Source organism: Lentzea sokolovensis (assembly GCF_033949975.1).
Lineage (GTDB): Bacteria > Actinomycetota > Actinomycetes > Mycobacteriales > Pseudonocardiaceae > Lentzea > Lentzea sokolovensis.
In genome coordinates this window covers 281,921-295,851 of record NZ_JAXAVU010000014.1, presented here as the reverse complement: position 1 = coordinate 295,851, position 13,931 = coordinate 281,921, and the positions used below count along the sequence as shown (strand labels likewise).

At 69.4% G+C, this 13,931-nt stretch carries 11 protein-coding genes; 8 read left to right on the top strand and 3 right to left on the bottom strand.

The annotated features are described in order from the left end of the window. Positions 1–60 precede the first annotated feature (60 nt). A complete protein-coding gene (locus tag SK854_RS35435; RefSeq protein ID WP_319979498.1) occupies positions 61–1,092 on the bottom strand; it encodes a dihydrodipicolinate synthase family protein in 1,032 nt (343 codons plus the stop codon). After that, positions 1,092–2,102 (bottom strand): NAD-dependent epimerase/dehydratase family protein, encoded by a 1,011-nt coding sequence (locus SK854_RS35430; RefSeq protein ID WP_319979497.1) that lies wholly within the window; start codon positions 2,100–2,102, stop codon positions 1,092–1,094. Before SK854_RS35430 ends, SK854_RS35435 begins: the two co-directional genes overlap by 1 nt. Positions 2,103–2,233: 131 nt before the next feature. Here SK854_RS35430 and SK854_RS35425 point away from each other — a divergent pair, with 131 nt between their 5' ends. From SK854_RS35425 to SK854_RS35395, 7 genes are read left to right on the top strand one after another with little or no spacing between them, the layout of a single operon-like run. After that, complete coding sequence (locus SK854_RS35425) at positions 2,234–3,370, top strand: GntR family transcriptional regulator (protein WP_319979496.1); 1,137 nt, start codon at positions 2,234–2,236, stop codon at positions 3,368–3,370. Continuing rightward, entirely contained in the window at positions 3,367–4,368 is a 1,002-nt protein-coding gene (locus tag SK854_RS35420; protein WP_319979495.1) for a Gfo/Idh/MocA family protein, read from the top strand. Before SK854_RS35425 ends, SK854_RS35420 begins: the two co-directional genes overlap by 4 nt. Next, positions 4,365–5,642, top strand: a complete 1,278-nt coding sequence (locus tag SK854_RS35415) for an ABC transporter substrate-binding protein (RefSeq protein ID WP_319979494.1) — start codon at positions 4,365–4,367, stop codon at positions 5,640–5,642. Before SK854_RS35420 ends, SK854_RS35415 begins: the two co-directional genes overlap by 4 nt. Next, positions 5,639–6,520: a carbohydrate ABC transporter permease gene (locus SK854_RS35410; protein WP_319979493.1), complete on the top strand. Its 882-nt coding sequence runs from the start codon at positions 5,639–5,641 to the stop codon at positions 6,518–6,520. The genes SK854_RS35415 and SK854_RS35410 overlap by 4 nt, the downstream gene beginning before the upstream one ends. Continuing rightward, entirely contained in the window at positions 6,517–7,344 is an 828-nt protein-coding gene (locus tag SK854_RS35405) for a carbohydrate ABC transporter permease (RefSeq protein ID WP_319979492.1), read from the top strand. Before SK854_RS35410 ends, SK854_RS35405 begins: the two co-directional genes overlap by 4 nt. Further along, complete coding sequence (locus SK854_RS35400) at positions 7,341–7,922, top strand: alcohol dehydrogenase catalytic domain-containing protein (protein WP_319979491.1); 582 nt, start codon at positions 7,341–7,343, stop codon at positions 7,920–7,922. The genes SK854_RS35405 and SK854_RS35400 overlap by 4 nt, the downstream gene beginning before the upstream one ends. An 18-nt stretch (positions 7,923–7,940) precedes the next feature. Then, the gene (locus tag SK854_RS35395; RefSeq protein WP_319979490.1) at positions 7,941–8,348 is read left to right on the top strand and encodes a hypothetical protein; all 408 of its coding nucleotides are present in this window, start codon (positions 7,941–7,943) and stop codon (positions 8,346–8,348) included. A 1-nt stretch (position 8,349) separates the two neighbouring features. Here the strand turns inward: SK854_RS35395 and SK854_RS35390 are convergent, their stop codons facing one another. Then, the gene (locus tag SK854_RS35390; RefSeq protein ID WP_319979489.1) at positions 8,350–9,192 is read right to left on the bottom strand and encodes a polysaccharide lyase; all 843 of its coding nucleotides are present in this window, start codon (positions 9,190–9,192) and stop codon (positions 8,350–8,352) included. Between the two features lie 259 nt (positions 9,193–9,451). Between SK854_RS35390 and SK854_RS35385 the strand changes: the two genes are divergently transcribed. Next, on the top strand, positions 9,452–13,909 hold the full coding sequence (locus tag SK854_RS35385; protein WP_319979488.1) for an alginate lyase family protein: 4,458 nt from the start codon (positions 9,452–9,454) through the stop codon (positions 13,907–13,909). Positions 13,910–13,931: the final 22 nt, after the last annotated feature.

Here is a 13,931-nt window from a genome sequence, read left to right as displayed (position 1 = left end):
AGAGTGGGGGCGAGGGTGAGGTGCGGGCATCCGTGGGCGGACGCGATGCCCGCACCTGCGTCAGTTCAGCCAGTCCGCGTAGGTGTTCTGCACGCGGGTGAGTTCCTCGGCCTGACCGGGGGAGAGCGTCTCGTCCGGGTCGAGGCACCAGATGCCGCGCAGGACTCCCTGGCGCCGCAACACCTCGTGCACGCCGGCGATCACGCCCGCGAAGCCGTTCCGGACGTCGAACACCGCCGCGTTGGCGTCCACGCACATCGCGCTCAACGCCGCGACCCGTGCTCGTGCCTCCACATCGCCGTCCACGGCGGCGTGAGCGTCCTGGAGGATTCGCACGGCGGAACGCGTCCACACCGCCCAGTGCCCGAGCAGGCCGCCGACGAACCGCCGCACGCCGCCGCGTACGTGGAACGGCGTGAGCAGGTCGCTGACGATGTTGTCGTCGTTGCCGGTGTACAGCGCGACTTCGGCGCCCCTGTCGGAGTCCGCGACGCCCTGCACGAGTTCCAGCGTCCGATAACGGTCGAACGGCGCGGCCTTCACCGCGACGGTCGACGGCTGGTCGGCGAGGCGCCGCCAGTACGCGCGGGGCAGGTAGCGGCCGCCCACGGCCTCCTGGAGGTAGAAGCCGATGGTCGGCAGGACCTCACCGATCGCGGCGCTGCGGTCGAGCAGGTCACCGGGGGTGAGGTCCGCGAGTCCGCCGGGGGAGACCAGCACCGCGTCGTAGCCGAGGTCGCGGGCGATCTCGGCCTCGGCGACCGCCTGACCGGTCGGCCCGGCCACTCCGGCGATGCGCAGGAACGGGCTGGATGACGCGGCGGCGGTGGGCGGGACGAGTGCCGCCGGCCGTGCGCGGCTTGCGATCTCCTCCGCCGCCAGTTCCAGCACCGGCCGGTACAGCCCGTGCTCCCGGATCTCGAACTGGGTGGTGTGCACCCCGACCGCGAGCCCACCCGCGCCCGCCTCCAGGTAGTGGCGGGTGAGGGCCCGTTGCCGTTCCTCGTCGAGCGTGCGGGACTCGTCCAGCGCCAACGGGTGCGCGGGGATCACCGTGCCGCGGTGCAGCAGAGCCGCTGTCGCGAAGTCCATCAGAACCGCCCGTCCCGTCGCTCGAACTTCGTCGGCTTTGACCAGAGCGGCCCGCCGTCGCGCAGCCACGCGGCCTGGAGGTCGATCAGCTGGCCGAGGGTGCGGTCCGGGTAGCCGAACAGCTCGTGGCACGTCGTCGCGTCGCTGAGCAGCGAGGTCTCCGGCAGGTAGCCGGTGAACGACGCCTCCACGCCGAGCCGGGAGCCCAGCCGCGTGGCGATCGAACGGACGGACGCGGTCTCGGGTCCGGTCAGGTTCAGCACGAACGGCGAGTCCGAGGCATGCCCGACGCTGCGCAGCACGACCTCGTTGGCGTACCGCTGCCACACGACGTTCACGGCACCGGTGGTGAGGTCGACCGGCATGCCCTTGACGAGCTTTTGCGCGAGATCGGCGATCACGCCGTAGCGGGGTTCGCAGGCGTAGTTGAGCCTGATCAACGCCACGGGTGTCCCCCTGGTCCGCGCCGCGTGCGTGAACACCTGCTCCCGGCCGCGGCACGTGATCGCGTAGTCGCCGTCGGGCCGCGGCTCGTCGGTCTCCACGCTGCCACCGGTGACCGGCGCGGTCATGCCGTAGACGTTGCCAGTGGACAACGCGACGATCCGCGCCTTCGGGTAGCGCTCGGCGACGTACGCGGGCAGCACGGTGTTGGTCATCCACGCCTGCTCCGGCGCTCCCGCGGTGCCGAACTTGGCGCCCACGAGGAAGATCACCGTGTCGGCGTCCGGCAGACCGGCGACCGCCGCCGGATCCGCGAGGTCCGCCGTCACGATCTCGACGCCCTGGGCCTCGACCCGCGCGCGTCCGTCCTCGTCGGACCATCGCGAGACCGCCCGCACCCGTGCGTCGCCACCGGCCTGGACGAGGGCGCGCTGGGCCATGCCGGCGATGCCCGACCCGGTCTTGCCACCCGCACCCAGCACGACGACGTCACCCCAGCCGGCGGCCTCCGCGACCAGCGCGGGAGAGGGCCTGCCGAGTTCTTCTTCGAGGTCTGCCTCATTCATGAGGGCACACTCCCAGCATGCGACGAATTCATTCTTTGAAAGGAATGAATTTTTGGCCTGATGTGGACTCGGTTCACAAAATCACAGGTCACCTCTTGCGGCAAGGAGCAGCATGAGTCATTCTTCCCGGCATGACATCAGCTGAATCGGGGGATTCATTCCTTCATTCCTCCGCTGGCCCGAAATGGCAGTGGGCCGCTGACCGTCTGCGCAAGGACATCGCCGACGGGGTGTACGGGCCCGGCGACCAGCTGCCCGTCGAACGCGAGCTCGCGACCACGCTGTCGGTCAGCATCAACACGATCCGGCGCGCCGTCGGCCAGCTCGTGCACGAGCAGATCGTGCTGCGCAGGCAGGGCGCGGGCACGTTCGTCCGCTCCGAGACCGCGCCGATCGGATCGGGACGGCCGCTCGTCGGTGTGCTCGTCCCGTCGACGACCTACTACTACCCGCGCGTGATCGACGGACTGCAGCGCGTCCTGCGCGGTGCGGGCGTCGGTGTCGTGCTGGTGTGTTCGAAGTACGACCTCGACGTCGAACGCGACGAGCTGCGCACGATGCTCGAAACGGGTGTGCAGGGCCTGCTCCTGGTACCGAGCCTGCACCTGATGACCGACCCGCAGTCCTACGTGGACAGCCTCCGCGACCTCCCGGTCCCGTACGTGCTCGCCGAGCGACGCCCGCCGTCGCCGGAGCCGGACGACCCGACCACGTTCGTCGGCACCGACCACGCCGGTGGTGTCTGCAAGGCCGTCCGGCATCTGAAGTCGCTGGGGCACGAGAAGATCGGGTTCCTGGGCCGCGTCAGCACCGGCACGTCCGAGCAGGTCGCGCACGGGTTCGACGAGGCCGTCGAGCTGCTGGACGTCGATGCCGCCGCCACCGTGCGCAGGCTCTTGTGGCAGGCGCAGGACATCTCCGCGTACGCCCGGCGTTGTGCCGAATCCGGTGTCACGGCGGTGTTCTGCCACGGCGACCGCGACGCCGCCGCGTTGATCGTCGCCGCCCGCAGGCTCGGCCTGTCCGTGCCACGAGATCTCGCCGTGGTCGCCTACGACGACGAGGTGGCGGAGGTCGGCGACATCCCGCTGACCGCCGTGTCGCCTCCCAAGACCGATGTGGGCGCGCTGGCCGCCCAGCTGCTCCTCCACCGCATCGACGGTGGCCGCAACGTTCCCTCCCAGCAGGTGCTGATCCAGCCGCGGCTCGTCGTCAGGGCGTCGTGCGGCTCCGCAGAGCTGAAGCTTCACGAGAAAGCAGGAACATGACCTCATTCCGGATCGGACTCCTGGGTGCCGGCGCGGTCGGCGCGCACCACGTCCGTGCGGCGGCCGGAGCCGGCGGCTACGCGATCGCGGCGATCTGCGACGTGCGGCGCGAGGCCGCCGAGGCGCTCGCGGCACCGGGCGTCGAGGTGTACGACGACTACCGCACGATGATCACCGAGGCGAACCTCGACGGCGTCATCATCACGACGCCGCACGCGTTGCACGCCCAGCAGGTCGTCCAGGCCGCGGAGGCCGGGCTGCACGTGCTGGTGGAGAAGCCGATGGCGACCACCGTCGAGGACTGCTCGCGGATGATCGAGGTCTGCCGGGACGCGGACGTGCTGCTCGCGGTCGCCCACGTCATCCACTTCGACCCGGTGGCACGCGAGACCCGCGCGCTGATCGCGTCCGGTGAGTTCGGCGATCCGCTGCTGATCGCGCACCGCCGGTCCGCGCACTACGAGCCGAACTCGCGGCCCGCCTGGTTCTTCGACCCGATTCTCGCCGGTGGCGGCATCGTGCTGAACGTCGGCACGCACGGCCTGGACCGCATCCAGTGGTTCGGCGGCGGCACCGTGCGCAGGGTCAGCAGCGTGGTGCGCGGCCGTGAGGGCATCGACGTCGAGACCGACTCGCTCGCGCTGATCGAACTCGCCAACGGTGTGACCGCCAGCGTCGTGCTGACCAGCAGGGGAACGCCGTACTACGACGAGACCGACGTCGTGATGCCGGAGGTGACGCTGCGGGTCTCCGCGAGCGACGGCCTCTTGCTGCTGCGCGACGGCAACATCACGACGCTGGTCGAGGCCAGTCCCAGCCACCTGCGCACGGCGTTCCGGTCGCAGCTCGACGGTTTCGTGTCGGCCGCGCGTGGCGACGGCGGCGAGTACATCGACGGCGCCTACGGACGGTCTGTCGTGTCCGCCGCTCTGGCGGTGTACCAGGCCGCCGACCGCGGCAACCCCGTGGACGTGCCGCGCCCGGCGGTCCGCCCATGATCAGCCGGCGCAGCCTGCTCGCTGCCATCGGTCTCACGCTGCTGGCCGGATGCTCGTCGTCCACAAAGGACCCGAACGGGCCGTTGAAGTTCTGGTCGTCGTTGCGCGGCACGAACACCGTCGTGGACGCCTGGAACGCGCTGAACCCTCGCGAACCTGTCGTGCTGGAGACGGTGACGTCGGGTTTCGCCGGCGGCAACGCGAAGCTGTCCAACGCCGCCCGCGCGGGCAACGCGCCGGACGTGGTGTCGATGGCCGACGCCGACCTGCCGATGTTCGCACTGGACGGCGTCACCGCCGACCTGACGGACCTGGTCAGCGCGCGGCTGCGGGCGGAACTCGGCGAGGTCGCCTGGTCCGGCGCCACGTTCGGCGGCCGGGTCTACGGCGTTCCGCTCGACCTGCCGCCGTTGCTGATGCTCTACCGCGAGGACGTCCTGCGCGAGCACGGTGTCGACGTGCCGACGACGTGGGACGAGTTCCGCGAGGCAGCCCGCGCGTTGAAGGCCAGGAACATCTACCTGACCGCCTTCCACCCCAACGGTTACAACCTCTTCGCCGCCCACGTCATGCAGACCGGCGGCCGCTGGTTCGGCGTCGACGGCGACTCGTGGGTCGTCAACTTCACCGACGCGGGTTCGCTGAAGGCGGCCGAGTACTGGCAGGGCCTGCTCGACGAGCAGTTGCTCTTCCTCGCGCCCGGCAGCAGCCAGGAGTGGCTCGCCGCGCTCGCCGAGGGACGGGTCGCCAGCCACCTGGTCAGCACGTGGGGCGTGGCCGCGCTGGCGTCCTCGGTGCCCGGCGGCACGGGGAAGTGGCGCATCGCGGCGGCACCCCAGTGGGACCCCGCGAAGCCGTCGATCGGACGGGACGGCGCCTCGCTGCACGTGATCACCGCGGAGAGCGTCAAGAAGGAACGGGCGATGCGGTTCGTCGAATGGATGTCGACCTCGCCCGAGGCGATCACCGCGCGCCTGTCGAGCGGGCGGTCCAGCCTGCTGCCCGCCGCGCCGAAGCTGTGGGACGCGGCCGCCAAGCAGTTCAAGACCACGTTCTACGGCGGACAGGACCTCTACGGGCTGGCGGCCGAGCAGTACGAACTGCAGCACGGCGGCTGGATGTGGGGGCCGCGCATGCAGTCCACCGCCACGTCCATCCATCACGGCCTGGCCCGGATCCCCTACGGCACCACGATCGCGCAGGCTCTTCGTGACGCCGAGGCGGAGACGTTGCCGGACATGCGCAGCCTCGGTCTGTCGGTGAGGCGCTCGTGATCAGGCAACGTTCCGCCGTCGGCGTGCTGCTCGGCCCGTTCGTCGCGCTGCTGGCCGTGGTGTTCCTCGCGCCCACGCTGTACGCGATCTACCTGAGCTTCTTCGCCCGCTCGCACACCGGGCTCGGGTTCGGCAACGGCCGGACGGCGTTCGTCGGACTGCGCAACTACGGCGTCGTCCTGACCGACCCCAGCTTTCTGCAGGGCGTAGGCGTCACGGTGCTGTACTCGGCCGTGTTCATCCCGCTCGTGATCGTCGGCGCGTTGTCGCTGGCGCTGCTGTTCGACTCGGGTGTGGTGCGGTTGCGGCAGATCAGTCAGACGATCCTGTTCGTGCCGCACGCCGTGCCGGGCATCATCGCGACCGTCCTCTGGCTCTACCTCTACACGCCGGGCATCTCGCCGGTGATCGACCTGATGAAGGGCCTCGACCTGGAGGTCAACTTCCTCGGGCTCGAGATGGTCGTGCCATCGCTGGTGAACATCGCGCTGTGGAGCGGTCTCGGCTACACGACGGTGATCTTCTTCGCCGCGCTGCGAGCCGTGCCGCGGGAGGTGATCGAGGCGGCCGCCATCGACGGCGCCGGGCCCGTGCGGGCAGCGGTGACGATCAAGGTGCCGCTGATCAGGGGCACGATCGTGACCGTGCTGATCTTCACCGTGATCGGCGCGTTGCAGCTGTTCACCGAACCCATGCTGCTCAGCAAGGTCACCCCGCTGATCGGCCCGCGCTTCACCCCCAACATGTACATCTACGACGCCGCGTTCGCCCGCAACAACCACAGTCTCGCCTCGGCGGCCTCGGTGTTGCTGCTGATCGTGTGCTGTCTGCTCTCGTTCGCCGTCACTCGCGGCGCCGCGCGGGGAGGGAAGGCATGACCGGCCGGCTCACCGCGAACGTCGTGATCGGCGTCGGCGTGCTGTACGCGTTGCTGCCACTGGTCTGGCTGCTGCTCGCCTCCACTGTGGACACCGAGGCGCTGTTCGCCTCCGACTTCTTCGACCTCTCGAACTTCGCCCTGGTGGACAACGTCAAGGGCCTGTTCACGCAGGAGAAGGGCATCTACGGGCGCTGGTACCTCAACAGCATCCTGTACGCGGCCGGAGGCGCGGCGGTCGGTGCGTTGATCAGCACGGCCGCCGGGTACGTGTTCGACAAGTTCTCGTTCACCGGCAAGAACCAGCTGTTCGCTCTCGTGCTGGTGTCGGTGATGGTGCCGGCCGCGGTACTGGCGTTGCCGCTGTACCTGATGGCGTCGGCCGCCGGTGTGGCGAACACGATCTGGTCGGTGATCATCCCGGTCCTGTTCAACCCGTTCGGCGTCTACCTGGCGCGGGTGTTCTCCGCGGCCTACGTGCCGAACGAGGTGCTGGAAGCGGCACGGGTCGACGGCGCGACGGAGATCCGCAGCTTTGTGTTCGTGGGACTGCGGATGCTCGCGCCGGGCTACGTCACGATCTTCCTGTTCCAGCTCACGTCGATCTGGAACAACTTCTTCCTGCCGCTGGTGATGCTGTCCGACCAGAACCTCTACCCGGTCAGCCTCGGCCTCTACAGCTGGAACTCGCTCGCGAACATCGACCCCGACTACTACCCGCTGATGGTCGTGGGTTCGTTGTTCGCGTTGTTGCCGCTGGTGCTCGCTTTCCTGTTGTTGCAGCGGTACTGGCGGTCAGGACTCACCGCAGGGAGTGTGAAATGAGGGTTTTGGAGTACATCGGGACTCGTGAGCTGCGCTGGCGTGACGTCCCGGACGCACGCGTCGTCGATCCCGGCGACGCGGTGGTGCGGCCGGTCGCCGCCACCACCTGCGACCTCGACCGGGCGGTGATCGCGGGACGGACGCCGTTCCCGGCGCCGTTGCAGCTCGGGCACGAGTGCGTGGCCGAGGTCGTGGAGGTGGGCGACGAGGTGTCCGGGCTGGTCGCCGGTGATCTCGTGGTCGTGCCGTGGCACATCTCGTGCGGCACCTGTGCCACGTGCTCGGCGGGGGCGCCGTCGCGCTGCCTGTCGGTGCCGCGCTACGCGATGTTCGGGCTGCCGCTCGGCGGTGCGTGGGGTGGCCTGTTCTCCGAGTTGGTGCGGGTGCCGTGGGCGGCGGCGAACCTGGTCAAGCTGCCGCACGGGGCCGAGCCCGAGGCGTTCGCGTCGGCCTCGGACAACCTGACGGACGCGTACGCAGCGTCCTCAAGGGACAGACGCACGCGCCTGGTGCGCCGCTGCTCGTGTTCGGTGGCACCAGCATCGGGTTGTACGCCTGCGCGTTCGCCCGTGCGCTGAACGCGTCCCGTGTCGTCTATGTCGATGCCAGCGAACGTCGTCGCGCCATTGCTGAGGGGGTATGGCGCGCAGGCGGTCGCATCGGCGGCGGACCTGGACCGGCGGGAGTTCCCGCTGACCTACGACGCCTCCGGGCATCCGGACGGGCTCACGGCGGCGTTGAAGGCGACCGAACCCGGTGGGCACTGTCACAGCGCCGGCATCTACTTCGCCGGCGTCACGGTGCCCACCGGGCCGATGTACATGAACGCGGTCACGTTCACGACGGGCAGGCCCGACATCACGCCGCACCTGCCCGCCGTGCTCGCTCTCGTGGCCGGGGGAGAGGTGGATCCCCTGCCGGTGTTCAGCGATCACCTGACGTTCGACTCACTACCGGAAACCCTGGCACTGCTACCGGAGAAACCGCTGGTGACACATGGATGAGCTAGATCGGGCTGGTGTTGACGCGCAGGTCGTCGTACCAGATGTAGCCGGTCCTGGTCGGCGCGAACGAGGCGTCACCGCCGCCCGCGAACGACGACAGGTAGGCCCGGTCGATGAGGTCGCCGTTGCGGACGAACTTCAGTCCGGTGATGAGCGCGGCCGACCGGCCGTTGAACCACACCTGGATCTCGCCGTCGGGGTTGGCGTTGCCGTTCGTCACGGTGTTCACCTTGACCCGCTGCACGATCTCGACCCACTGGCCCGGCGGGTAGTAGACGGGCTTGCCGTCGAGCGAGAGGTCGCGGTAGTCGCCGTACTGGCTGGCGTGATCCATGCTGTAGTAGTAGATCGCGGCCTTGCCGCCGCTGCGCCAGATGAACCGCGACGTGAAGCCGTTGTAACCGTCGCACGGGATGCCGCCGGAGCAGGACGCGCCCGCGCCGAGCCCGACGCCGACCTTGCCGGCGAAGTTCGTGTTGCCCCAGCTGAAGTCCGAGCTGAAGCGCACCCACTGCGCCACGTAGTACTGCTGGGCGCGCGGGATCGCGAACGGTGCCTGTGCGCCGGACGGCCCCGGCCCGAACTGCCCGGCGGGGTAGGTGACCCGCAACGACTTGCTGCCGCTGCGCTTCACGCTGGAGTCGATGTACGTGCGGGTGTCGAGGCCCTGGTGCCAGGGCGCGTTCCAGCCGTCGGCCGCCCATTTCGCGAGGGTGTAGGGCGCACCGGCGGCGGGGGTTTCGAAGTAGTTGTTCAGCGCGGCCGCCATCGCCGATGGTGCGGCAATGGTCGAGGCGAGTATCGCCGCACAACTGGAAAGCACGAGCAACGTCTTTGTTCGCATGCATTTCCTCCACAGGGGTGTGACCCGCGGGCGGGCGGGAGGACGAGGTGGTCTGTACCTCTTACCTGACGCAGTATTGCCACTTCGGCGACGGCGGGTCAACGGCGGAGCAATTCATTCCGCAAAGATTCCGGTGTGGACGGTCGGGTGAAAACCGGGCATTGACTGGACTTCCGCGATGTCGCAGGATTCCGGCAACGTGCGGGGGCCGTTCAATTCCTTCCCTCAGGCGGAATGAATTCTTTTCTGGAGGAACCCGATGAGAAGATCTGTCGCGGTGTTGCAGGCGTTCGTCGTCGTGGCGGCCATGGCCGTCGCCACGAGTGCGACCGCCTCCGCCGCACCTGGACCACCGGCCCCGGACACACCGGTGGCACACGAACTGCTCCGCAACGGAGGCTTCGAGAACGCCACCACGTCGTGGACGCTCTCCGCTGGCGCCAAGCGCGAGAACGGTGCCCTCGTGGTCACGTCCGCCACCGGCACGGCCTGGGAGGGCGCCACGTCGGCGTCGTTCGGGATCGACGTGCGGCGGATCAGCTCGGTCAAGGTGTCCGGCCGCGTGCAGCTGGACGACGTGGTGCAGGGCGCGACCGCCGACAACGCGGCGAAGATCAGCATCGCGTTCGTCGACGCCACCGGCAAGCGCACCTGGAAGGGCATCAACCTCACCGGTACGCAGGACTGGACCGAACGCGCCGACGTGCACACGGTTCCACCCGGCACCGTGTCGGCGTTCCTGTCGATCGCGCTGGACCGGGCCAAGGGCACCGCGCGGTTCGACGACCTGAGGATCAGGGCCGAGTCGTGGGTGAACCTGGTCAACAACCCCAGCTTCGAGCTCACCACACCGTCCACTGAGGCCTGTCCGGCGCCCGCCTGGTGCACGCCGTACCTGAGCGCCACCTACAAGGTCGACGCCACGACGGCCTTCCACGGCACGCGGTCGCTGCGCATCGACGCCTCGCCGACGCAGAAGATCGGCGGGTTCGTCACCGTTCCGCTCGATCAGAAGACCTGGCCCGTCGTGCACGTCTCCGCGAAGGTCAAGCTGGACAAGGTCGAGACGGCCGACTACACGGACTTCCCCGGAGGCCTGCGGGTCACCGTCGGGTTCCTCTACACCGACGCGAACGGGCAGAGCGTCTACTCGCCGTCCGGCCTGATCAACGGCGTGCTGACCGGCTCGCGCGACTGGACGACGATCTCCGGCACGTTCCGCGTGCCGCCGTTGATGACGAGGCTCCAGATCATCCCGGCGATCCAGAACGCCACCGGCACCGCGTGGGTCGACGACGTGCGCGTGACGCCCGAGTCGCCGTGGATCTCGCCGGACGCGCAGACCAAGAGCGCGGCCGCCGGTGGCCAGGCGAAGTTCCAGACCACCGTCACGAACCGCCGCACTGTCGCCGACTCGCTGCAGCTCGCCGTCGACGGCCCCGGTTCGGTGACTCCCGCCGCGACCCCGGTGTTGCAGCCGGGGGAGTCCGCGATCGTCTCGGTGTCGGTGCCCGCCGGGTCGTCCGGTGTGCTGACCGCGACGCCCGCCGGTGACACGACTTTGGTGCAGCAGGCGAGCTTCAAAGCCGAGCAGGCGACCTCTCCCGGTGGCGCGCCACGGGTCTACAGCACTCCCGCGCAGCTCGACGCGCTGAAGCAGCGGATCGCCGGACAGGACTGGGCGCGCAAGGCGTTCGACTCGGTCGTGAAGACCGAAGCGGACGCGTGGCTCGCCAGGCCGCTCGACCAGCCGGTGAACCACGGCGGCTGGAGCGGCAACTTCAAGTGCCCCGGCACCAACACCTCGCTGGAGTTCAACTACAACTCCCCGAAGCTGCACCGCTGCCCGATCGACGGCAAGTCCTACACCGGTGACCTGCTGGACGCCGCGTGGATCGAGATCTGGCACAACAACGCCGCCCAGGCCGTCGCCGACCTCGGGCTCGCCTTCCGAGTGACCGGCGACCAGCGCTACGCGGCCAAGGCACGGGACATCCTGGCGTACTACGCCGAGCGGTTCCTGTCCGTGCCGTTGAACGTCATCTACGGCCGGGTGCACTACCAGTCGCTGGACGAGGCGGTGGCCGCGATCGGCCTGATCGACGGCTACGACCTGATCCGGGAGACGCTGCCCGACTCCGATCGCGTCGACATCTCGCTGAACCTGTTGAAGCCGCTGGCCGAGCTGGTGCGGTCGTATCCGACGGTGACGTCGAACTTCCAGGCCTGGACGGTCGCGGCGGTGCACGGCGTCGGCTCGGCGATCGGTGACGAGGGCCTGCGGAAGTGGGCTCTGGACGATCCCCAGATGGGCACCGAGTTCCTGCTGAACAAGGCCCGGCTGTCCGACGGCTGGTGGTGGGAGGGCGCCGCGAGCTACCACGTGTACGCGTTGCAGGCGCTCACCTCCCTCGCGGTCTCCGCGCGCAACCTGGGCGAACGCGACTACACAGTGGACGAACGATTCCGCTCGATGCACACGACGCTGCTGCCGTACCTGCACCCGGATCTGACGATTCCGGCGGCCGGTGACGGTGGCACGTGGGGCCGGCGCTTCGGGCCGAGCTTCGCGGCGATGGCCGAGTGGGCCTACGCGGAGTACGGCGAACGCGACTTCGCGACGGGCCTGAACTACGCCTACACCAACCTCGGGCGCCCGCGTGCGGACCGGTGGGCACTGCGCTTCGGCGTCGACTCGCTGCCGAGCCTGAGCGGCCCACGGCAGCCCAGTGCCACGTTCGGCGGGCTCGGCGAGACGGTGCTGCGCTCGTCCGACGCCCCGAACCTGGTGCCGAACCCCGGTTTCGAGGACGCGTCGCTGGCGGAGAGCAGCAAGCCCGCGTTCTGGCAGCTCGACGGCGGCACGTGGAAGGACCGCAGGCTGACCGGCGCGGCCTCGCAGACGTTCCCACTCGACGGCACCCGGCTCAGTCACCTCACGCTGCAGGCGATGGCGAAGGGCAGGGGCAGCATCGACGCGGTCTTCCTGCTCGACCGGTGGGAGGTCGGCCGGGGATCGCTGGCCATCTCCGGTGACTCCTGGTCGGCACGCGAAGCCGGCCTGGACGTGCCGCCGCTGGCCCGTTCGGTGAAGCTGTCCGTGCGCGGTGATGTGACGGTCGATGACGTGGACCTGTTCGCCGACGACCTGCTGGGCTCCGGCGGGTTCGAGGACTCCGGGCGGGGCTGGAAGGCCGAAGGCGCGGCCGAGCTGTCACCGCTGCCGTACCGCGGCTCGTCGTCGGCGAAGGTCACCGGTGGCCTGAACCGCAGTGCCTGGACCACCGATGTCCCGGTGACCGGCGGGAACGTGACGTCGGTGAAGCTCGACGCGCGGACGTTCTCACCGTTGCTGCCGTTGAAGGAGAACGGTGGCGCACGGATCGAGCTGTCGTTCGTGACGCCCGCAGGTGTGTCGGCTCCGGTCGCGACCACGTTCCACGACCTGCTGGGCTGGCGTTCCCGGACACTGAGCGCCGACGTGCCGAAGGACGCGATCGCGGCCAGGATCTCGCTGGTGGTGGAGAACGCGGCGGGTGTCGCGTTGTTCGACGACGTGCGGCTGGGCTTCTCCGGCGCGGTCGATCCGTTCCAGGCCAACGCGGTGCGGCTCGACCACGGCGTGGCCGGCGGCACTCACGGCCACGCGGACAAGCTGCACCTCGACGTCGTCGGCGGGGGAGGGTTGCAGTCCACCGACCTCGGCCAGATCTACGGTGTGGACAACGCCGACCTGACCAACAACTGGTACCGCGAGTCGGTGTCGCACAACACCGTCGTGGTCGACGGCAAGAGCCAGGACCGCAACATCCGCGGTGCGCTGGAGTACTTCGGCACCACGCCGCGGTTCAAGGTGGTCGACGCCAAGGCCGACAAGCCCTACGCGGCGATGCCGGACGTGTCGCTGCGGCGGGCCGAGCTGACGACCGACGAGTACGCGGTGGACGTCTTCGACGCTCGCGGTTCGTCGGCGCACCGGTTCGACCAGTCGTGGCACGGCGTCGGCGACCTGACGGTGTCCGGCCCGGCGATGACGCCGCCGGCCTGCGGCACCTGCGTGCTCGACCCGAACGACAAGGACTTCGGCTACGACGAACTGCGGTTCGTCGCCGAGGGAACCGCGGCGGACGGTGCCTGGCAGGCGGAGTGGAAGACGCCGCAGTCGGTGTTGTCGATGCGGGCGCTCGCACCGTCGTCCACGCAGGTGCTGCGGACGACAGGGCCGGGCCTTGCGACGGATGGCAAGCAGATCCCGTTCGTGCTGGCCCGGCGTGACGGCACGGCCACCCGGTTCACCACGTTGCTGGAGACCCGGTCGGCGGCTGCACCCAGTGCGATCGTGTCGGCACAGCAGCTGCGGGACGGGCATGTGCGCGTCCAACTGGCCGGCGATCGGCGTGACGACGTGCTGTACGACGGCGGGTACGCGTTGGTGCGCAGGGCCGGTGACAAGCCGTTGAGCATCGATCTGCTGAACCGGCAGTCGGTCGAGGTCGACGGACGCACCTGGCTCACGGCGTCGAAGAAGCTGGAGAACGCCTCCGCGGTGTTCGACGGGAGCACGTTGCGGCTCGCCGTCGGGCGCACGGTGGACCGGGGCCAGGTGACGATCACCGTGCACGCCCCCGGTGTCCGCACCGTCGAGCTGAACAACCAGCCGGTCAGCTCGGTCACCCGGCACGGCGATCTGCTGAAGGTGACGTTCACGGTCGGATAGCGGTGCGACGGGCCGGGGCTGC